We start from the raw sequence: 19488 nt of genomic DNA on the forward strand, positions 1-19488 counted from the left end.
ATTGGGGTTTTAGACCAATTATTTAACAAATATACTATTATGAACACTATAAAAATACTATGGGTAGATGATGAGATCGATTTACTCAAACCACATATACTCTTTTTAGAAAAGAAAAACTATGAAGTTTCAACCTGCCAAAGTGGTACAGAGGCAATTGAACTTGTAGAAGAAGAAAATTTTGACATTGTTTTTTTAGATGAAAACATGCCAGGTTTAACAGGATTGGAAACGCTTAGTGAGATTAAAGCGAAACGCGACACCTTACCGGTAATTATGATTACTAAAAGTGAGGAGGAATATATAATGGAAGAAGCTATAGGCTCTAAAATTGCTGATTACCTTATAAAACCAGTAAATCCCAATCAAATTCTGTTGAGTTTAAAAAAGAACTTAGATACAAGTAGATTAGTTTCAGAAAAGACTACACTCAATTATCAACAAGAGTTTAGAAAAATAGCTATGGATATGGCTCAGGTCAATTCTTATGAAGAATGGTCTGAGTTGTATCAAAAACTTATTTATTGGGAGTTAGAGCTTGAAGGTATTGAGGATCAAAGTATGCAAGAGATCTTAGAATCTCAAAAAACTGAAGCTAATAATCAATTTTTTAAGTTTATTGAGCGTAATTATGAAGACTGGTTTGTTGATGAAGAAAAACCTACAATGTCTCATACGTTATTTAAAGAAAGAATTGCGCCACATTTAAAAACTGCTGAAGCACCTGTACTTTTAATTGTCATAGATAACTTAAGATATGATCAATGGAAATCTTTTGAACCTATCATAAGTAATTACTATAAAAAAGAAAGTGAGAGCACCTATTACAGTATTCTTCCTACGGCAACACAATATGCTCGTAATTCTATATTTTCTGGGTTAATGCCTAGCGAGATGGAGAAAAAACATCCCGATCTCTGGTTGAATGATACAGAAGAAGGAGGTAAAAATATGAACGAAGATAAATTCCTTGAAGCTCAATTAAAACGTTTGGGATTAAATCTTAAATGGGAATACCACAAAATAACCAACCTAAAAAGCGGTAAAAAGCTAGTTGAAAATTTTAACTCACTTAAAAACAACGATTTAACAGTTTTAGTTTATAACTTTGTAGATATGCTGAGTCATTCTAAAACAGAGATGGAAGTTATAAAAGAACTTGCTTCTAATGACAAATCATATCGCTCATTGACAGAAAGTTGGTTTAAAAATTCGCCATTGCTTGAAATGATTCAGAAATCTCAGCAATTGGGTTTTAAAATAATTCTTACCACAGATCACGGTACTATAAATGTAAAAAATCCTTCTAAGGTTATAGGGGATAAAAACACAAGCCTAAACCTACGATACAAAACAGGACGAAGTCTTACTTACGAAGATAAAGATGTGTTAGCTGCAAAAGACCCTAAGGCAATTCATTTGCCATCTATTAACATGAGTAGTTCATTTATTTTTGCAAAAGGTGATTTGTTTTTTGCATACCCTAACAACTATAATCATTATGTGAGCTATTACCGTAACTCGTATCAACACGGTGGTGTATCTCTTGAAGAAATGATAATTCCTTTTGTTGTTTTAAATCCAAGGTAGAAGTTTTTACGTAAACATGAGGAAGTATGGAAATTACGTATAATTTGTCTGCGATTAGTGAAGTAGCAGAACAGATATTAAGTTCAGCTAATCACAAAACCATTCTATTTTACGGTGATTTGGGAGCTGGTAAAACGACGTTAATAAAGTCATTAGTAAAACAATTAGGTTCTAATGATACTGTATCGAGCCCCACATTTTCAATTTTGAATGAATATTTGGGAGTAAATGAAGAGTCGATATTACACTTTGATTTATATAGATTAAAAACCGAAGATGAGGCTTATGATTTAGGTATTGAAGAATATTTGCAACGGGATTGTTGGAAATTTATTGAATGGCCCGAAAGAATTAACATTTTTGATGATTATGATGTCCATTCAGCGAAAATAATTTCGTTGAATGAAGAGGGTCGTAAACTAAATTTTATTTAATATGTTAAAATTAGAATTTTACCTCAATTTGTAAATGTAAGTTTTTACTTACGCGTATTATTTTTTTAATGTTAGAAGGATTTTTTTTTCTGTTAAAACTATAATTGTTAACTTGGTTGCATATTATAAACTGTTTGAAATATTTTAATGTGTTTTAAACACTTGCGAAAGTAGGTATTATTTTAAATTATGTATTGTGTTCTGTGTTGAGCATCTTTGTATCAACAAATCATTAACACTCAAACACATTACATTATGAAAATTAAAGCTTTACTCCTAGGCCTTTTAATTGCAGGTGCAACAGCAGTTACTTACACAGTACAAAACGACAATGCAGATTATGCAGCAAAGAAAATTGAGAAAAGCAGGATCTCTATCCCTACTAACGGGTAGTCTAGTAGCGGCATTCATTGCTGCTTCACCTTATTTTTTCTATTTATACGAAGGTTTCCCACGTTCCAAAACGTGGGAAACTTCTTTTTTTGGATTAACCCTAAAATATGAGAGTATAAATTTTGATGGCGTAGATGTCGTGGCGTGGATAATATTTAGTAAGACTATTCCTTTACTTTTATTTTTAATCTGGTTTTTTACCTGTAAGCACTGGTGGTATCATGCAATACTAGTTCCTATTTGCATGTATTTCTTTCAAATCATGAGTACATTTAATGATGACTTGGCTTTTACCGATAGTGTGGACATTTATTATATGGCACCCATAATTCTTGTCGCACTCATTTTTCTTTATACAATCAGAATGAAAATTTTTGACCGTATCCACAACATTGATTTATCAGAACTAGAGCGTGTTTCTTTAAAGGGAGAAATCAAACATGAAAACTTAAAAAGTTTTCAAAATGATGATATTGATGATGACGACGATGAGCCTTTATTTATGGGTTAATTTCATTAAAAATATACCTTTCCCAGGTCTTTTTTCCTTATTATATTTATCCGTATTTTGAAAACTAGAATACGATAAACTCTCAAATGATTTCAAACAGTCCGTTTACTCGAGAAGAATTACTTCCTCAAGAAGAAAAACTAGAAATAGAACAGCGTAAAGGTTCTCTTTTTATAGGGATACCTAAAGAAAATCACTTCCAAGAAAAACGAGTTTGTTTAACACCAGATGCTGTAGGTGCTCTTGTTGCTCATGGCCATCGTGTGTTAATGGAAACTAATGCAGGTGAGGACGCTCGGTTTTCTGATCACGATTATTCTGAGGCTGGTGCAGAAATTACTGCAGATAAAGCTAAAGTATTTGGATGCCCAATGGTTCTTAAAGTAGAACCACCTTCTTTAGAAGAGTTAGAGTTGATAAAACCACAAACCGTTATAATTTCTGCGTTACAATTAAAAACGCAAAAAAAAGAATATTTTAAAGTACTAGCCACAAAGCGTATTACTGCTCTAGCCTTTGAATTTATTAAAGATGCTGATGGAACCTATCCTGCAGTACGAGCTTTGAGCGAAATTGCGGGAACTGCCTCTATATTATTGGCTTCTGAGCTAATGTCAAGGCAAAATCATGGAAATGGTCTTATGTTTGGTAATATAAGTGGTGTTCCTCCTACTGAAGTAGTCATTGTGGGTGCAGGCACCGTTGGTGAGTTTGCAACACGATCAGCATTAGGATTGGGTGCAAATGTGAAAGTATTTGACAACTCTCTTACTAAGTTGAGAAGCTTACAGGTAAATGTAGGTCAACCTATTTACACCTCTACCATTCAACCAAAAAATCTTTTAAAAGCCTTACGCCGCTGTGATGTTGCTATAGGTGCTGTACGTGGTAAAGACAGATCTCCAGTTATTGTTACTGAAACTATGATTGAGTATATGAAGCCGGGTTCTATAATTATAGACGTGAGTATAGATATGGGCGGTTGTTTTGAAACTAGCGAAGTTACTACGCACGATAAACCTACTTTTGTAAAACATGGAGTTATTCATTATTGTGTGCCCAACATACCTTCGCGATACGCACGAACTTCCTCTATATCAATAAGTAATATTTTTACACCGTATTTGCTTGAAATTGGCGAACACGGAGGCTTAGAAAATAGCCTGCGCATGAACAAAGGTTTAAAAAATGGATTGTATTTTTACCGCGGAATTCTAACCAGTAAATCTGTTGCAGAGTGGTTTGATTTACCTTTTAGAGATATCAATCTCTTATTTTTCTAAATTCTATTTAAACTTATGAGAGTTTTACATCGCACCGGTTATTATTTAGGTGGTTTTTCTATTGGTCTTATTTTACTTGCTTTTTTTGTTAAAGGCAGCGGGGTTGAGCTTCCTTCTTGCGATTACATGCCTAACGCGCGTGTTTTAAAGACTATACGAAATAATGGCTATGCATTATCTCAAAATGCCGAAAAAGAACTCCAGGCATTACAATTAGATACAACAGATTTAAATGTTTTATTCCTTGAGGGTGAGGTAGATTTTAATAAAAGTGATACCCGCAGAGAACCTTGTGGTTTTTACAATATTTATTCTCAGGAATCTGTAGAAACACCTATTATAGCAACTTTAGAGAACTGTAATGAAAAATTTACAGTATTAAGTGTAGAAAAAAAATAGACAGCTTAAAATTTTACTTAAACAGTCTATTTTTCTAAGATTTATCTTTTTAAACATCTCTTCTTTTACGTTCTTGTTTTATCAAACTTAACTCACGATTAGTTTGACCTGCAACAGACGTATTTTCTTCCGCTCTGCGTATTAAATAAGGCATAACATCCTTTACTGGTCCAAATGGGACATATTTAGCCACATTGTAACCATTCTCAGCTAAATTAAAACTTATGTGGTCACTCATACCGTAAAGTTGTCCAAACCATATACGCGGATCTTCGTAAACAATTCCTTTTTGCTCCATTATTTCGATAGCTAGATAATTGCTCTCTTCATTATGGGAGCCTACAAATGCCCAGATATCGTCAAGATTGTCTAAAACGTATACCAGCATCGCATTAAAATGTGCATCAGTTTCTGGTTTGTCTTTACAAATAGGAGAATCATATCCTTTTTCTTCTGCACGGGCTCGCTCTTTTTCCATATAAGCCCCGCGAACGATCTTCATTCCTAGTTTATACCCCTTTTCTATAGAGTCTAGATGCAATTCTTTTAAATAAGCAAGACGATCCCAACGATAGCATTGTAATGTGTTAAAAACAATAGGCTTTTCTGTATTGTACTTGCGCATCATAGTCAAAACCAAGTCATCTGCAGCACCCTGCATCCAGCTTTCTTCTGCATCTACAAGTAATTTTATATCACATTCTTTAGCAACTTTACAAATAGTATCAAAACGAGTAATAATGCGTTCCCACTCTTGTTGTTCGGCAGGTGTAAGTTCTTCTTTTTCGGTAACCTTTCTAAAAACTTCAAATCTTCCAAAACCTGTAGGTTTAAAAACCGAAAAAGGCATACCCGGTTTATCTTTAGCAAAACGAATAAGACTAATAACACGATCTAGAGCTTCATCAAATAAATCTTCGGTCTCTTTACCCTCAACCGAAAAATCTAAAACAGAGTGAACCCCTTTGTCATACATCTTTTCAATAACTGAAACACAATCCTTCTCACTTACACCGCCACAAAAATGATCAAAAACGGTTGCCCGTATAAGACCTTCTACAGGAAGGTTTGCATTTAAAGCAAAACGCGTAACAGCAGTACCTATTTTTACCAGAGGTTGCTTTGATATCATCTTAAAAAGAAAATAGGCACGCTCTAACTCACTATCTGTTTTTAAAGAAAATGCATTTTTTGTATTATCAAATATCTTTTGTTCTAACATAATTCAACTTTAGGCGCCAAATATAATCACAATCGCAAACCTAGTTTTAATAAAAGATACTAATTTCACATTTTTAAAGTACTTTAACATGCAAGCTATAAAAGCAAAAAACTACGATGTAGTTTTTACAGATTCTGGTTATCAAAATTTGAACAAAATTTTAAAGGAGAAAGAATATAGTATTCTCTTTATATTAGTAGACAGTAACACCCACGAAAGTTGTCTTGCTCATTTTCTTCAACAAGTTGAGACATCCCAAACTATTGAAATTATAGAAATCGAGCCTGGTGAAGAATTTAAAAATCTGGAAACTTGTGAAGGTGTTTGGGCTGCTTTATCAGAACTTAATGCAGACCGCCAGAGTTTACTTATTAATCTAGGTGGTGGTGTTGTTACAGATTTAGGTGGTTTTGTTGCCTGTTGTTTTAAAAGAGGTATAGACTTTATAAATGTTCCTACTACCCTACTTGCCATGGTTGATGCTTCCGTAGGAGGTAAAACTGGTGTAGATCTGGGTGCTTTAAAAAATCAAATTGGGGTAATTAGTAATCCTCAGTTAGTACTCGTAGATTTTACGTTTTTAAATACATTGCCTGTAGAAGAATTACGTAGTGGTTATGCTGAAATGCTGAAACATGGTTTAATCAATTCTGAATTGTATTGGAATGCTGTTAAATCTGCTTCATATTCAGATTTTGATAGTTTATCAGAACTTATACATCAATCTATAGTAATTAAAAATGAGGTTGTACTAGAAGATCCCTTTGAAAAAGGAATTCGTAAAAGCCTTAATTATGGTCACACGCTGGGTCACGCTATAGAATCGTATTTTATGGAAGCTCGAGATAAGACCAGATTATTACATGGAGAAGCCATTGCCATAGGAATGATTTTAGCCAATTATCTTTCTACAAAACTAACGGGACTTAATATTAATAAGGCATTAGAATTATCTAAATCAATTTTAAAATTTTACGATCTGGTGTCTTTTAACGATTCTGATATTGAAGCGATCATTACCTTGCTGAAATATGATAAAAAAAATAGCCACGGCAATATCTATTTTGTTCTTCTAGAGGATTTAGGTAAACCAAAATTAAATCAAAAAGCTTCTAATGAATTGATTTTCAATGCTTTTGATTTTTATAAAAATTTATGTAATAAATAAGACAATTGTGTTGTCTATGCAAAACGTTTTTTTTTACATTTAACCTTAAATAGGAATAACTTTTAAATACTATATATGCGACGCGTTATCGTTGATTATAAAAAGCTTACACCAGAAATACTTGCTCTCTTAGTAGATAAGTATCCTTACGGATATGACGATGATCAGATCATCTCGTTTAAGAATGCTAAAAATGAACTAATAGAGTGTGTTGAAGTTCGTACAGCTGATACAATATACCTTGTGAAGGTTAGTAAGAAATTAGAAACATCTATGGAGAATTATGATGTAGATGATTATGATGTAGATGATTTAAATGAACCCATTGTTGACTTACCAGAAAAGATAGTTAATGAAGACGATGATGATATCGTTGAACCTATTGATGAGGATGTTGATGACGAAGATGATATTGATTAATTACAATATTTGTTAATATAAAAAGCTCCCAATATTTAAGTATTGGGAGCTTTTTTAATTTGATTTAAATCTTTAATTAAGCCTCGACAGGCTTTTCTACATCAGACAAATAACGTTCTGCATCAAGTGCAGCCATACAACCACTCCCAGCTGCTGTTATCGCTTGTCTATAGTCTTTATCCTGTACATCTCCACTGGCGAATACACCCGGCTTTACGGTTTTTGTAGATTTAGATTCTGTTATTATATAACCGGTCTCATCCATCTCTAATTGACCTTTAAATATATCTGTATTGGGCTTATGTCCTATTGCTATAAATAAACCTGTAATATCTATTTGTGTAGTTTCTTTAGTCTCATTATTAATCATCTTAAGACCTTCTACGACCTGCTCTCCTAGCACCTCTTCTACTTCAGTATTGTACAAAACAGTAATATTTTTTCGAGAAGTAACGCGATGTTGCATTGCTTTTGAAGCACGCATCTCATCCTTACGCACAAGCATCGTTACGTGCTCGCAAATATTTGCTAAATAGGTCGCCTCTTCTGCTGCTGTATCACCACCACCTACAATGGCTACACGCTGATTTCGGTAGAAAAAACCATCACAAACTGCACAAGCAGATACGCCTCCACCACGCAAACGCTGTTCACTAGGCAAGCCAAGATAACGTGCTGTTGCCCCGGTAGATATTATAACTGACTCTGCTTCTATTTCGGTAGTATTATCAACAACTGCTTTATGAATCCCTCCTACTTCCTGAGACAATTCAATTTTAGTAACCATACCTATACGTACTTCAGTGCCAAAACGTTCTGCTTGCTTCTGCAGCTGCATCATCATTGTAGGGCCATCTATACCGTCAGGATAACCGGGAAAATTATCAACTTCAGTAGTTGTGGTTAATTGCCCTCCAGGTTCCATCCCTGTATACATTATAGGTTTTAAATCTGCTCGTGACGCATAAATTGCTGCTGTATATCCAGCGGGTCCAGAGCCTATAATTAAACATTTAATTCGTTCTACTGCCATTATATATATTTTTAACTCTTACAAAAGTACCCTTTTAAAAACACTTTTTAAAAGTACAATCACACTTTTGTAAGTCGTTATTAAACTACTGAATTACAAATTTTAGCCAATTTCTCAAAGAATAACTTCTTACTTATTTATATTTAAACAAAAAAACATGAAAGTATTTACACGCTTCTACTTTGTATTTCTATCTACGTTTATAGCATGTGCTCAAAATCCTAAAGAGACTAAAGTAAATGATATAGAAATTACAGTTTCTAATAATTACAGTTACGAGGTACTTGTGCCCGATCTTATCAACCCATGGGGAATGGCATTTCTTCCAGATGGAAGTTTATTGATAACTGAAAAAGAAGGAAAACTTATTCATTTTAAAGATGGTACTAAAATAGAAATTGAAGGAGTTCCCGAAGTATACAATCGCGGTCAAGGGGGTTTGTTAGATTTAAAATTGAGCCCAGATTACATTTATGACGGTTATCTCTACCTTACATATGCTTCTACAGAAGGTGAAGGGAAAGGCGGTAATACTGCTTTGATGCGCGCTAAGCTAACTGGAGGTATGCTTACTTCTCAAGAGATTTTATATAAAGCGTCTCCTAATACTACGAAGGGACAGCATTTCGGCAGTAGAATAGCTTTTGATACAGATGGGCATGTATTTTTTAGTGCAGGAGAACGTGGTGAACGCGATATAAACCCCCAGGATATCACCCGTGATAACGGCAAGGTTTACCGTCTTAATTTAGATGGTAGCATTCCCAATGACAATCCGTTTGTAAACGAAACCAATGCCAAAACTGCAATCTGGTCTTATGGTCATCGCAATCCACAGGGCATGATTTTTAATGCTCAAACTAATGAAATCTGGGTAAATGAGCATGGACCACGCGGTGGTGACGAGATTAATATCATAAAAAAAGGAGCAAATTATGGGTGGCCAGTAATTACATACGGTATTAATTATAGCGGAACAGATATTACCGAAGAAACTAAGAAAGAGGGTATGGAACAACCCTTGTATTATTGGGTTCCCTCTATCGCTCCCAGCGGTATGGTTTTAGTAACGAGTGATAACTATCCTGAATTAAAAGGTAGCTTACTTGTAGGCTCTTTGAAATTTGTTTATCTGGAAGCTCTATATCTTGATAACAACAAGGTAATAAAGCGCGAAAAGTTACTAGATGGCATTGGTAGAGTGCGCAATGTGATTCAAGCGGCAGACGGTTTTATTTATGTTGGTGTTGAAGGAGTAGGAATAGTAAAACTTGTAAAAAATTGAAAATATCAATACTAATTCTAGGGGCGGTTGCATTAGTTACTCTGTTTACTTTGAAAGAAAATAACTTTAAATTTTCTGTGGAACCTAAAGTACACCAAATCATCACAGATACTGTGCTAACAAATAGCATAAAGCGAGGTGCTATTCTCTATGAAGATTTCTGTATGCAATGTCATATGGCACAAGGTGAAGGTATAAAAGGTACCTTTCCACCCTTAGCACATGCAGATTATTTACTTAAGAACAGACAGGCAAGTATAAGTGCCGTTAAATATGGCTTGAAAGGTAAAATAATCGTCAACGGTACTCCTTACAACAGTATTATGCCCGGTCTAGGATTATATGATGACGAGGTGACAGATGTTATGAATTATATCTTCAACAGTTGGGGTAATGAAGCAGATATTGTTACTGAAGAAGAAGTTAGCAAAATTTCAAAATAACTTATTCAATGCGAATATAATTTTCTGAAAATATGCGGTTGCCTTCAGCATCTGTACTTATTTGACTGTATTTATTTTGAGAAAGTTGTAGTTCAAAAGTGAATATTCGCAGCGTATCTAAAACTTCCATCATACTTTCAGAACCGTATTCTAGGGTCTCAACCAATTTATTTTGTTGAACACTATACGTTCCATAACCAAACCATTCTACGGAATCTTTAGGCACGTAGCGCGTCCACATTACACGGTCTTTAGTATACATTTTAATCTGGCGGTAACCATCGGTAGCTCCTACAGTATCAATAATTTTATTATCATCATAATAATAAAAATCTTTTAGCTCCCAAGTACCTTGAATATTTGGATCAATCATAGTTTTAATTGGAGTAGAGATTAATGTAATTAGTGATATAAATACTCCTGTTACAATACTTAATATATATGGTTTCATAATCTAAGTGTTTAATTATAAACACTATTAAGTTACATAAAATAAATAATCAACAAACACAAACCTTATAAATAATTAATCACTTAACTATTTTGCATATATATTGAAGAATCAATAATCAATTTAGGAAGTGTTGATTTTAGTTTTTGAAATCTATAAATTTTAAATAGTACTGGTTTCTTCTATAAATTCACTTTGCGGTCTTATGCATTTATTTATATTTGCACTCTTGTAAAATTTAGCTTTTTTCAAGAATTCGGGATGTAGCTTAGTCCGGTTAAAGTGCGCGTCTGGGGGGCGCGAGAGCGGAGGTTCGAATCCTCTCATCCCGACTAAAGGGGTATTTAACAGTACCAAAAAAATGCTAACTATATGAATATCAGTAATTCTAATATTTTTTGATTGCATATAGTTAGCTTTAAAATCAACAAAAAAGTTACCTATTCGGTTACCTCCAAAAAGTTGATTTTAATTAAAATCTGAACTACCGATCAGGTTTGACTTTCGCTTCGATTTGACTTTCGTAAACAAATCGATTATTAACCTAAAGCGAGAGTCTATGGGCACTTCCAACACATTCAACATTCATTTTTGGCTTAATCTTTCTAAAAGAAATGAAGATTTAGCACCAATTTATGCACGTATCACCGTTAATGGAAAACGAGCAGAAATCAGTTTACAAAAGCAAACTTCGGTTACCTTTTGGGACACCAAACTAAAACAGACCAATTTGCGCTCTGCAGAAGGAAAAGCGTTGAACAGTTATCTAGATCAGGTTTATACTAAACTATTAACCTGTCATAATGATCTGCTTGATGAATTTAATGTAGTTACAGCACGATCAATAAAAGCTCGTTTTTTAGGTCAGGATCAGAATAATAAAACACTTCTGGAATTAGTAACGTATCATAATGAGAAAATGGAAGGTATTCTCAAGCCTGGCACTTTAAAAAATTACTATACCACAAAGAAATATATCCAGCACTTTTTAATTAAAAAAAAGAATAGTCCCGACTTATTTCTTAAACAGATCAATTATAGTTTCATTATTGATTTTGAACATTATTTGCGGAAAGGCACTCCACTTCAGACTTCAAATCCATTAAGTAATAACGGTATCATGAAGCATTTAGAGCGGCTTCGTAAACTGATGAATTTCGCTTTGGATCTTGGATGGTTAGAAAAAAATCCTTTTGCCAGATATAGATTAAAATTTAGCAAATTTGAAAAACAATATTTGACTAAAGATGAATTACAAAAAATTGAGACTGCAGATTTAAAGATTTCTAAACTTCAAATTGTTAGGGACATTTTCATTTTTGCCTGCTATACCGGATTATCCTTCATTGATATTAAGAATCTTCATCAAAATAATATTGTAAAAGGAATAGACGACAGCGATTGGATATTTACTCAAAGAGAAAAAAATGGACAGGTAGTAAAAGTTCCTTTACTTCCCATACCCCTCCACCTCTTAAGTAAATATCAAAAGTATTCCGAGCTGCACGATGGTCTATTGTTTCCTGTTTATTCAAATCAAAAAGTCAATTCGTATTTGAAAGACATAGCTACATTACTAAAAATACCTAAGCATTTGACTTTTCACTCGGCACGTCACACGTTTGCTACGAGTGTCACCCTAGCAAATGGAGTTCCAATTGAAACTGTCTCAAAAATGCTTGGTCATTCCAAGATTTCAACCACACAAATCTATGCGCGGGTTTTAGAAGAGAAAATTAGTTCTGATATAGAAATTCTAAGAACTAGATTGTAAACAAAAAGAACCGATAAAAATTAATACTTTTTAAAAAAGATTTTTTTGAAATTTCAAAAAAATAACTTTAAATACTGATTAACAGACATTTAAAACTTATATTTAATAGTCATCATTAAGGTTTGAAAAAGTTCCTAACATACCGGCAACCCGATTTTAAAGACTGCGGCCCTACATGTCTTAAAATCATTGCTAAGCATTATGGTCAAGGTTTATCTATTCAATCTTTAAGGACTATAAGTGAAACTACACGTTCTGGTAGTAATCTTTTATCGCTTAGTGAAGCAGCAGAGCAAATTGGTTTTCGTTCCATTGGTGTCCGTATTAATTTAAATAAACTTAAAGAAGCTCCCCTACCCTGCATTTTACATTGGAATAAAAATCACTACATAGTTCTCTATAAAATAAAGAACGATACTTTCTACATCTCTGATCCTGCCCATGGATTATTGAAATATTTTAAAAACGATTTCATCAAATCCTGGATCGGCAATAATGCAGATGATCATACCGAAGAAGGGATAGCGTTATTATTAGAACCCACCCCCAAATTGTATGACTCTGATTTTGAAAAGGACTCCAAATTTGGATTTGGATTTATTTCCAAATATCTATTTCAATACAAATGATTTTTAATTCAGTTTTCTACAGATCGCAATTGTCTGAGATAACTAGATGGTTTCTCCCCTACTTTCTTTTCAAAAGCTTTAGAAAATGAATAAGCCCTTTTAAAACCTACTTCTTCTCCCAAAGCCTGAATTTTATAGTATTGAAGTTGGGTGTCATCTGCTAATTTTTTTATTAAATATTCAATGCGCAACTCATTGATATAACTCGAGAAATTCATTTTTTTAGTTTCATTAATGACCCTTGAGAGATATGCTGAATTGGTATTTAAATCCTTAGCGAGACTAAAAAGACTTAGCTCGGCATCTAAATACTGCTGCCGGTCTTCAAAGTTTTGGAGCCTTCGTAGCAGAACAATTTTTATTTCCTCGGTAAGAACTGGCTCAGCAGGATCATCATTATCATCAATTTCCATGATCTTCAGAGGTTCTGAAGCGTTACATGAGAATTTCTTAACTCTTTTGAATTTGGATTTTAAATAAATACCCGAAAATACAAGGGCCAAGGCTACTAAACTGAATTGCAAAAATTGCTTCATATACCGCCATTTATAAGCCTGCTTTTCAGAATCTAATTCCTCCAAAAGTCTCGGCTTTTCTACCTGATTGAGATAACTGGCCTTTAAATAGAGTTTGTTTGAATTAATGACGGAATCAACCGCTAATGCCCTACGTGTATAATAGAGCTCTTCTTCAGAATCTGGGAGGTTTTGACTGAATATAATCAAATCAATGTACACTTCTTTTAATTCTGGGTAGACCTCCTTATTTAGATTGTATAATGAATCTATCTTTTTGAAATAGTTATTGGCCAGAGATACGTCACCGATTTTTTTAGCAATTTGTCCCAGATAGTAATACGATACTGAAACTACAGATAGATCTTCAGAGATTCCCGATAGCGCCTCGTTTAAAAGCTTTTCGGCTGTTGGATACGCATCCAACCAATAAGCATTAACTCCTTTTGAGTGTAAAAAATCGTAAAAGAACAATCGGTCGGAAGTCTTTAATGTTTCTTCCAGTCCGATTTCAATAAATTGGGCTGCCTGCTCGTAATTACCCGCTCGCTGATATGCCAGTTGCAGATTGTGAAGCGTGATTAAATAATCCTCAAGATAAACTGCTTCAAAATCAGGTAATGTTTTCAAGTAGTCCATGTGATTCTCGTAAATTTCAATAGCCTTGGTGTAATCTCCCCATCTATTTTGAAAAGCTCCCAAGACCTGGCTTATCTCGATTTCCTGTTCTTTATTCTGATTCAGCCGTGCCAAATCGTAAGCATTATAATAGGCTTTCAGGGATTCTTCATAAGCTCCAAGTTCGTAGTGATAATAGCCTTTCAGCATATAGCCCAATGCCGGATAAGTATAGTCGTAACAATTTTGAGAATACAGTATAATACTGTCGCTGTATTTTAAATTGGTTTGCGTATCATACAGACGGGCTGCAAAGTCAAAAGCTCTGGCGATTTCAAAACTGTCTTTAGCTTTCCTAGCCTTGTTTAGGTAAGCTTCAGTGATCAGCCGTTGCTGATGCAATTCTACCTCTCGCTCATCATATGCAGCCCTTAGCTGATTAATATTTAACGCATCGAGGTGTTTTCGGTAATAAAGATCGTGAATGTCAACTTGGAATGACAGTTGTCTATCAGGAGCTTGCTGCTGTGGAACCCCTGAAATAGAAACCAATATCCATAAACTGAGCACTAACATAGGCTTTCAATTTAGAGTAACTTTTTAGTGGCTCCCTGCAAGATGCCCAAGGATTCTAATTTGAAGTTGTCTTTCACCTGAATGTAACTTACATTTTGAATGATCTCAGCTCCTAATTTACGTTTCTCAAAACCAGCAGTCATTCCAAAGTCTATACGATTAAATCTCAATTCCTTAGTTCTTATAATCGTCTGATACAATAATTGCCGATATGTTTGATACTCGTTTACATATTCATAATCAAGCCCTACTAGGTTTGGAACATAGGTTTTGGCTGATTTATAGCAAAACATCACTCCAAGAATTAACCTGTCTTTGTCAATCTCATTACTACAAAGCACGATAAATTCATAATTACTATTTGTATTCATATTCTGGAATAGCTGGATGGGATACGTAAACGTGTTTAGTCCGAGGTTTGCCTGCTTGACATTTTTATAAAGCTGATAGCAACGTTCTAAATCTGCTTCATTTAATGACGAGCATATCTCAATTCGAACTTTTTCCCGATAGGGCGCGATATCCTTTCTAAAATGAACTCGTGATTTTTTACTAAGGCTACTGATATAATCTGCTTCATTCTCCCATTCAAAATTTTTGTATTGGGCAGATTCTGGCATATCAATCCTTACATAACCTTGTAAATTGAATGCTTTATGTAGTCTGGTATTATTTCTGAAGTCCCGCAAAACGATCATCTCTGCTTGAAATTCGCGTTCTAAATCTTCAAGAATCCGGAAAAACAGGACTAATACTTCTTGCCAATTCTTGAAATCAAAATCTATGTACAGATGATCCCCTTCTGTAATTAAAGAACCTATACTTAAAACTTTTGAAGTGAAATAGTACGGATTGGTTTTACGCTCTAATTCTAAATAGGCTGAGACTTCATTTTTAGAAAATATATCATCTTTCCAAATGGAGCTCGTTAGGAAGGTTATTAAAACAGGTTTTGTGTTATCTGAAATAATCAGATATCTAAAATCCCAATTGTTTTCTTTTGCAGTATGACCGGTGAATGACTGCTCTAAAACCTGTAAACCCTCCCAATCGTAAATGCTCTTCCCTCCCATATGGGTATTCCAAAGATCCTTATCGATATTGGTTATGGTTGATTCCAGGCTGACCTGAAACCTGCCAAAATATTTTGAAGGATCACGATTATTAGATGCCTTAGCTTCAGGTAGTTTAAAAGCCCTGCGTACCCGTTGCAGAGAAGTATGCGTATGCTCGAGCGCCAGCTTGTAGTTTATGGACAAGGCGTCCACCAGGCCGGATATATCTTCCAATTCATTATGGGTGGAAATGGTGATGCGTACTCCGGTATTCTTAACAGGTACTGCAGGAAAAATACCCAGATTGGTATAAAATCCATCCTTCATCATCAATTTTACTAATTCGTATCCAGTCGCAGGAGTTCCTGTGCCTATAAAGTGTACCGGAGACTCATTGTGGTCTATTAATGGTAAATCAGTCTGAGAAAGCAGCGTATTGAAATGGGTTATCCGATTTTGCAAATCCTGCTGTCGTTCATAAATTTCATCCGATAAATGAATTCGGGATGAGGCTATTGCTGCAGCCACTGATGCCGGTTCCAGTTGGGCTGAAAACGTAAGGGGACCTCCAAAATTCTTAATTTGGGCATAGAGCTTTTTATCAGAAGTTATGACCGTCGCTCCACTGGCTCCAAAAGTTTTACTCAAAGTTCCTATAAGCAAAACTTGTTTAGGTACTTCCTTTAATACACTCATCACGTAACCACTACCATGTTTCCCTTTCCAACTCATTCCGTGCACATCGTCAAAATATAGATGCAATTGCGGGTATTTTCTAGTCAGATTCATCAAGTCTTTAATCGGAGCAAAATCCCCAAACATAGAATACACTCCATCTGCCAGGTACCAAACTTTTTTAGCAGTTCTACCTAATTGCTTCACTTTATCTTCAAGCATGTCTAAATTATTGTGCCTGACCATTTCTACAGGAATGGAACGTGTTTTAATAATTTCAGTAGCATGATGTACACTCCAATGCACCTGATGATCTAGAATTACCGCATCTTCATCTCTTACCGCTGCCGGTAGTACGGCCAGATGCCCAAGGGTACTGTTTTTGGTAATAATTACCGGGGTATTATAAATAGTAGCCATTTGCTGCTCCAGTTCTTCATAGAGCGGATGCGAGATGTAGGATTTGGAAAGCGGAAATTGAGTCCCGCAATCCCGAATAGCCTGAATGGCTGCTTCTTTTAGGCGGGGATCCTGCTCAAGGCCTAGATATCCTGTAGTACCAAAGTGATAGTGTTTGTTACCCTTAATCTCAAGATACCTGCCACTAAGCTTACTACCACTGGCATACAAATGAAGTACCCCTTCTTCTTTGGCGCGTACCATCACATCGTCAACTGAATCCAAAAAATTATTGTGCTTAATCTTTGCCATGAAGTCTTGATTTTAAATTCAGACCTTAAACTATGTAAATATTTATATACTAACCTATTAGAGGATTTATTCCTGGATCTCTCTATCCCTTAAAGACAACTTTTTATCCCTGAGAGACAATAATCTCTATGAATAGACTACAATTGATTACAAAATCCCTTAAATGCAACTGACTTAAAAATTGATAAAAATTATTTTTTTTAATTTGTAGTAGTATTCTTTATTATGCACGAAGTACTAGAAACAGATTATGCCATTTTCTGGATTGAAGACTCAATCCTTTTTTGTTCATACAAAGCGATTGTAGTTAAAGGTTACGATATGGCAAAACGTATCGTAGCCGATCGGCTATCGTTTCAAAATGAACGCCCCTATCCTATTTTATGCGATGTTAGAAGAATTGTAGACTCCGATAAAATTGCCAGAGACTTTTTAGCACGCGAAGGATCCACTTTTGCTAAAGCGATTAGTTTTTTAGTACAGCCCTTAAAAAGCCAGGCACAGGCAGAATTTTTTATTCAAAATAATAAACCTCTGGTACCAACCGGAATTTTTACAAACCAAACAAAAGCTATAGCGTTTTTGATGCCTTATAAATAGTTTTTCTAATCTCTTCCCCTACTTAAATTTAATAATCTGTAACTATGGATCGACAATTAGAAGGTGAAGATATTAAACGCGTAATGCGTATCAATCGCATGATTATTGAAATGGCCAGTGGGAATTTTAATTTTAGAATTCCGAGCTCATCGCACAATGATGAACTGGAAACGATCACGATGCTATTAAATATGATGGCTGAGGAACTCCAGGAATCCTACAAGAGTTTGTATCTAATCCATACGCGTCAAAGCCAAGAACACGTTGCAGATATCGTATTTGTGCTAGATTCTGATTTAAAGATTAAACATTTTTCATCTTCAACTCATGAATTTCCTTTATTAAACTCAAAAACAATCATTGGTACTGATTTTGTAAAATGCCTCGATAAAAAATCAAGAACATTGTGGAATTCACAAATGATTGAACCTGTTAACTACCCTCCAAAAATTAATCTTCAACTGAAAGTAGCGCAGAAACTAAGCTTACCGGTCAGTTTTTTTCTCAATCAGTTGGAATTAACCAAATCCAATGTCTATTTAATGCTTACAGGAGTACGAACGGTCAATATTCTGAAACAGAATGAAAGGAATCTAAATTCCATTGCACGAATCAAAAACGGAGAAGTAACACCCAAGCAAGCTAAATCTGTTTTGAAACGGGAGGTTGATGTGCGTATTATGAAAGAAATACATAATTACATTCAATCTCACCTTGATCAATCCTTAATATCTCTAAGGGATTTAGCCCATACGTTTGGAACTAACGAATACAAATTGAAAAAGGGTTTTAAAGAGTTGTATGGGATTACCGTCTATAAATTTCAAATGGAAGAACGTTTAAAAAAAGCAGTACTACTACTTGAGTCTACTAGAATTCAAATCAAAGTTATTTCAAAACTTATTGGCTTTAGTGACGTTGCTCATTTTTCAAGATCGTTTAAGAAAAGATACGGTTATAGTCCGAGTCACCTTAGAAAATAGGATAAATCCCTGAGGTACAAATCACTTTATTATTTGCAAATTATTGTTGCTGACCTTGCATACAAATATTTGATATGTATCTCAAGTCAGCTTATAATTCAAATTTACTTTTTGTTATCTGTACCGCTTTGGTATTTCTCTGGATATACGCTGCAACGGGAAAACTTATCGAATTCGAGCAATTTACAGTTCAAATGAAACAGGTGCCCGTTCTCAAACCTGTTGCTGAATTATTAACTTGGGCAGTGCCTGTAAGTGAATATGTGCTTAGTGCATTACTTCTAGTACCTAAAACACGCCGGCTTGGGTTATTGGGTTCTGCAGTATTGATGAGCGTATTTACAATATATATAGCCGGGATGATGCTATTCAGTCCAGAACTACCCTGCTCCTGTGGCGGAATCATTAATGATTTAACCTGGAGTCAGCATTTGCTCTTCAACCTGGTTTTTACGGCTCTGGCTATTTGCGGCAGCTATCTGTTTTCCCGTTTTACAAAAATAACGCCTTATGAAATTAGTCGTGCGCACGATGATGCAGGAGCAGCCGAAAACCTGAAAAACAGAGTAGGCAAAACAAATTAATAGTTTTTATTATGAAAAATTCTAAAATAATGATCCCGGTGATGACACTGGGGCTGGCAGTAGGTTTGGCTTTTGCGAACACCGCAAGCCAGTCGAATGGATGGATTAACCTGAATGGTACTCCTACTCAATTAAC

At 34.8% G+C, this 19488-nt stretch carries 21 protein-coding genes and 1 tRNA gene; 17 read left to right on the forward strand and 5 right to left on the reverse strand.

The window, feature by feature from the left end:
• The first annotated feature begins 39 nt into the window (after nt 1-39).
• From ACIGAM_RS13235 to ACIGAM_RS13260, 6 genes are all read left to right on the forward strand, one after another.
• A complete protein-coding gene (locus ACIGAM_RS13235) occupies nt 40-1590 on the forward strand; it encodes a PglZ domain-containing protein (RefSeq protein ID WP_396511915.1) in 1551 nt (516 codons plus the stop codon).
• Nucleotides 1591-1616: 26 nt separating this feature from the next.
• The gene (gene tsaE, locus ACIGAM_RS13240; RefSeq protein WP_396511916.1) at nt 1617-2024 is read left to right on the forward strand and encodes a tRNA (adenosine(37)-N6)-threonylcarbamoyltransferase complex ATPase subunit type 1 TsaE; all 408 of its coding nucleotides are present in this window, start codon (nt 1617-1619) and stop codon (nt 2022-2024) included.
• Nucleotides 2025-2279: 255 nt separating this feature from the next.
• On the forward strand, nt 2280-2417 hold the full coding sequence (locus ACIGAM_RS13245; RefSeq protein WP_396511917.1) for a hypothetical protein: 138 nt from the start codon (nt 2280-2282) through the stop codon (nt 2415-2417).
• The gene (locus ACIGAM_RS13250) at nt 2365-2928 is read left to right on the forward strand and encodes a hypothetical protein (RefSeq protein WP_396511918.1); all 564 of its coding nucleotides are present in this window, start codon (nt 2365-2367) and stop codon (nt 2926-2928) included. The genes ACIGAM_RS13245 and ACIGAM_RS13250 overlap by 53 nt, the downstream gene beginning before the upstream one ends.
• 86 nt (nt 2929-3014) lie before the next feature.
• Nucleotides 3015-4211: an alanine dehydrogenase gene (locus tag ACIGAM_RS13255; protein WP_396511919.1), complete on the forward strand. Its 1197-nt coding sequence runs from the start codon at nt 3015-3017 to the stop codon at nt 4209-4211.
• Nucleotides 4212-4226: 15 nt separating this feature from the next.
• On the forward strand, nt 4227-4610 hold the full coding sequence (locus tag ACIGAM_RS13260) for a hypothetical protein (protein ID WP_396511920.1): 384 nt from the start codon (nt 4227-4229) through the stop codon (nt 4608-4610).
• Between the two features lie 49 nt (nt 4611-4659).
• Here ACIGAM_RS13260 and ACIGAM_RS13265 read toward each other — a convergent pair whose 3' ends face one another.
• Nucleotides 4660-5832, reverse strand: a complete 1173-nt coding sequence (locus ACIGAM_RS13265; protein ID WP_396511921.1) for a proline dehydrogenase family protein — start codon at nt 5830-5832, stop codon at nt 4660-4662.
• 88 nt (nt 5833-5920) lie between these two features.
• On the opposite strand from ACIGAM_RS13265, the gene aroB reads away from it, so the two are divergent.
• The gene (aroB, locus tag ACIGAM_RS13270; protein ID WP_396511922.1) at nt 5921-7000 is read left to right on the forward strand and encodes a 3-dehydroquinate synthase; all 1080 of its coding nucleotides are present in this window, start codon (nt 5921-5923) and stop codon (nt 6998-7000) included.
• Between the two features lie 75 nt (nt 7001-7075).
• Nucleotides 7076-7420 carry a hypothetical protein gene (locus ACIGAM_RS13275; RefSeq protein ID WP_396511923.1) on the forward strand — a complete coding sequence of 115 codons (345 nt, stop codon included), beginning with the start codon at nt 7076-7078 and terminating at the stop codon, nt 7418-7420.
• Nucleotides 7421-7496: 76 nt separating this feature from the next.
• Here ACIGAM_RS13275 and trxB read toward each other — a convergent pair whose 3' ends face one another.
• Nucleotides 7497-8453, reverse strand: coding sequence for a thioredoxin-disulfide reductase (gene trxB / locus ACIGAM_RS13280; protein WP_396511924.1), 957 nt, complete (start codon nt 8451-8453; stop codon nt 7497-7499).
• 157 nt (nt 8454-8610) lie between these two features.
• Here trxB and ACIGAM_RS13285 point away from each other — a divergent pair, with 157 nt between their 5' ends.
• Nucleotides 8611-9738 carry a PQQ-dependent sugar dehydrogenase gene (locus tag ACIGAM_RS13285; protein ID WP_396511925.1) on the forward strand — a complete coding sequence of 376 codons (1128 nt, stop codon included), beginning with the start codon at nt 8611-8613 and terminating at the stop codon, nt 9736-9738.
• A 77-nt stretch (nt 9739-9815) separates the two neighbouring features.
• Complete coding sequence (locus tag ACIGAM_RS13290) at nt 9816-10181, forward strand: c-type cytochrome (RefSeq protein ID WP_396511926.1); 366 nt, start codon at nt 9816-9818, stop codon at nt 10179-10181.
• Between the two features lies 1 nt (nt 10182).
• On the opposite strand, the gene ACIGAM_RS13295 is transcribed toward ACIGAM_RS13290, so the two are convergent.
• Entirely contained in the window at nt 10183-10632 is a 450-nt protein-coding gene (locus ACIGAM_RS13295; RefSeq protein ID WP_396511927.1) for a hypothetical protein, read from the reverse strand.
• Between the two features lie 257 nt (nt 10633-10889).
• Here ACIGAM_RS13295 and ACIGAM_RS13300 point away from each other — a divergent pair.
• From ACIGAM_RS13300 to ACIGAM_RS13310, 3 genes are all read left to right on the forward strand, one after another.
• Nucleotides 10890-10964 (forward strand) — tRNA-Pro (locus tag ACIGAM_RS13300).
• Nucleotides 10965-11191: 227 nt separating this feature from the next.
• Complete coding sequence (locus ACIGAM_RS13305; RefSeq protein ID WP_396511928.1) at nt 11192-12406, forward strand: site-specific integrase; 1215 nt, start codon at nt 11192-11194, stop codon at nt 12404-12406.
• 122 nt (nt 12407-12528) lie between these two features.
• On the forward strand, nt 12529-13035 hold the full coding sequence (locus ACIGAM_RS13310; protein ID WP_396511929.1) for a cysteine peptidase family C39 domain-containing protein: 507 nt from the start codon (nt 12529-12531) through the stop codon (nt 13033-13035).
• 8 nt (nt 13036-13043) lie between these two features.
• Here the strand turns inward: ACIGAM_RS13310 and ACIGAM_RS13315 are convergent, their stop codons facing one another.
• A complete protein-coding gene (locus ACIGAM_RS13315; RefSeq protein ID WP_396511930.1) occupies nt 13044-14744 on the reverse strand; it encodes a helix-turn-helix domain-containing protein in 1701 nt (566 codons plus the stop codon).
• An 11-nt stretch (nt 14745-14755) separates the two neighbouring features.
• Entirely contained in the window at nt 14756-17158 is a 2403-nt protein-coding gene (locus ACIGAM_RS13320; protein WP_396511931.1) for an aminotransferase class I/II-fold pyridoxal phosphate-dependent enzyme, read from the reverse strand.
• A gap of 252 nt (nt 17159-17410) precedes the next feature.
• Here ACIGAM_RS13320 and ACIGAM_RS13325 point away from each other — a divergent pair, with 252 nt between their 5' ends.
• The 4 genes from ACIGAM_RS13325 to ACIGAM_RS13340 form a co-directional block, all read left to right on the forward strand.
• On the forward strand, nt 17411-17785 hold the full coding sequence (locus ACIGAM_RS13325) for a hypothetical protein (protein WP_035899377.1): 375 nt from the start codon (nt 17411-17413) through the stop codon (nt 17783-17785).
• A gap of 44 nt (nt 17786-17829) precedes the next feature.
• Nucleotides 17830-18768: a helix-turn-helix domain-containing protein gene (locus ACIGAM_RS13330; RefSeq protein WP_396511932.1), complete on the forward strand. Its 939-nt coding sequence runs from the start codon at nt 17830-17832 to the stop codon at nt 18766-18768.
• Nucleotides 18769-18842: 74 nt separating this feature from the next.
• Nucleotides 18843-19352 (forward strand): MauE/DoxX family redox-associated membrane protein, encoded by a 510-nt coding sequence (locus ACIGAM_RS13335; protein WP_396511933.1) that lies wholly within the window; start codon nt 18843-18845, stop codon nt 19350-19352.
• 11 nt (nt 19353-19363) lie between these two features.
• Nucleotides 19364-19488, forward strand: a 125-nt coding sequence (locus tag ACIGAM_RS13340; RefSeq protein ID WP_396511941.1) for a DUF6520 family protein, incomplete at its 3' end; no start/stop codon positions are given.

The sequence above is a fragment of the Leeuwenhoekiella sp. NPDC079379 genome (assembly GCF_044542075.1).
Lineage (GTDB): Bacteria > Bacteroidota > Bacteroidia > Flavobacteriales > Flavobacteriaceae > Leeuwenhoekiella.

What these genes read in the sequence shown, in the direction of transcription:
- ACIGAM_RS13235 (WP_396511915.1), top strand. Translation starts at nt 40, where the DNA reads ATGAACACTATAAAAATACTATGGGTAGATGATGAGATCGATTTACTC.
- tsaE (WP_396511916.1), top strand. Translation starts at nt 1,617, where the DNA reads ATGGAAATTACGTATAATTTGTCTGCGATTAGTGAAGTAGCAGAACAG.
- ACIGAM_RS13245 (WP_396511917.1), top strand. Translation starts at nt 2,280, where the DNA reads ATGAAAATTAAAGCTTTACTCCTAGGCCTTTTAATTGCAGGTGCAACA.
- ACIGAM_RS13250 (WP_396511918.1), top strand. Translation starts at nt 2,365, where the DNA reads ATGCAGCAAAGAAAATTGAGAAAAGCAGGATCTCTATCCCTACTAACG.
- ACIGAM_RS13255 (WP_396511919.1), top strand. Translation starts at nt 3,015, where the DNA reads ATGATTTCAAACAGTCCGTTTACTCGAGAAGAATTACTTCCTCAAGAA.
- ACIGAM_RS13260 (WP_396511920.1), top strand. Translation starts at nt 4,227, where the DNA reads ATGAGAGTTTTACATCGCACCGGTTATTATTTAGGTGGTTTTTCTATT.
- ACIGAM_RS13265 (WP_396511921.1), bottom strand. Translation starts at nt 5,832, where the DNA reads ATGTTAGAACAAAAGATATTTGATAATACAAAAAATGCATTTTCTTTA.
- aroB (WP_396511922.1), top strand. Translation starts at nt 5,921, where the DNA reads ATGCAAGCTATAAAAGCAAAAAACTACGATGTAGTTTTTACAGATTCT.
- ACIGAM_RS13275 (WP_396511923.1), top strand. Translation starts at nt 7,076, where the DNA reads ATGCGACGCGTTATCGTTGATTATAAAAAGCTTACACCAGAAATACTT.
- trxB (WP_396511924.1), bottom strand. Translation starts at nt 8,453, where the DNA reads ATGGCAGTAGAACGAATTAAATGTTTAATTATAGGCTCTGGACCCGCT.
- ACIGAM_RS13285 (WP_396511925.1), top strand. Translation starts at nt 8,611, where the DNA reads ATGAAAGTATTTACACGCTTCTACTTTGTATTTCTATCTACGTTTATA.
- ACIGAM_RS13295 (WP_396511927.1), bottom strand. Translation starts at nt 10,632, where the DNA reads ATGAAACCATATATATTAAGTATTGTAACAGGAGTATTTATATCACTA.
- ACIGAM_RS13305 (WP_396511928.1), top strand. Translation starts at nt 11,192, where the DNA reads ATGGGCACTTCCAACACATTCAACATTCATTTTTGGCTTAATCTTTCT.
- ACIGAM_RS13315 (WP_396511930.1), bottom strand. Translation starts at nt 14,744, where the DNA reads ATGTTAGTGCTCAGTTTATGGATATTGGTTTCTATTTCAGGGGTTCCA.
- ACIGAM_RS13325 (WP_035899377.1), top strand. Translation starts at nt 17,411, where the DNA reads ATGCACGAAGTACTAGAAACAGATTATGCCATTTTCTGGATTGAAGAC.
- ACIGAM_RS13330 (WP_396511932.1), top strand. Translation starts at nt 17,830, where the DNA reads ATGGATCGACAATTAGAAGGTGAAGATATTAAACGCGTAATGCGTATC.
- ACIGAM_RS13335 (WP_396511933.1), top strand. Translation starts at nt 18,843, where the DNA reads ATGTATCTCAAGTCAGCTTATAATTCAAATTTACTTTTTGTTATCTGT.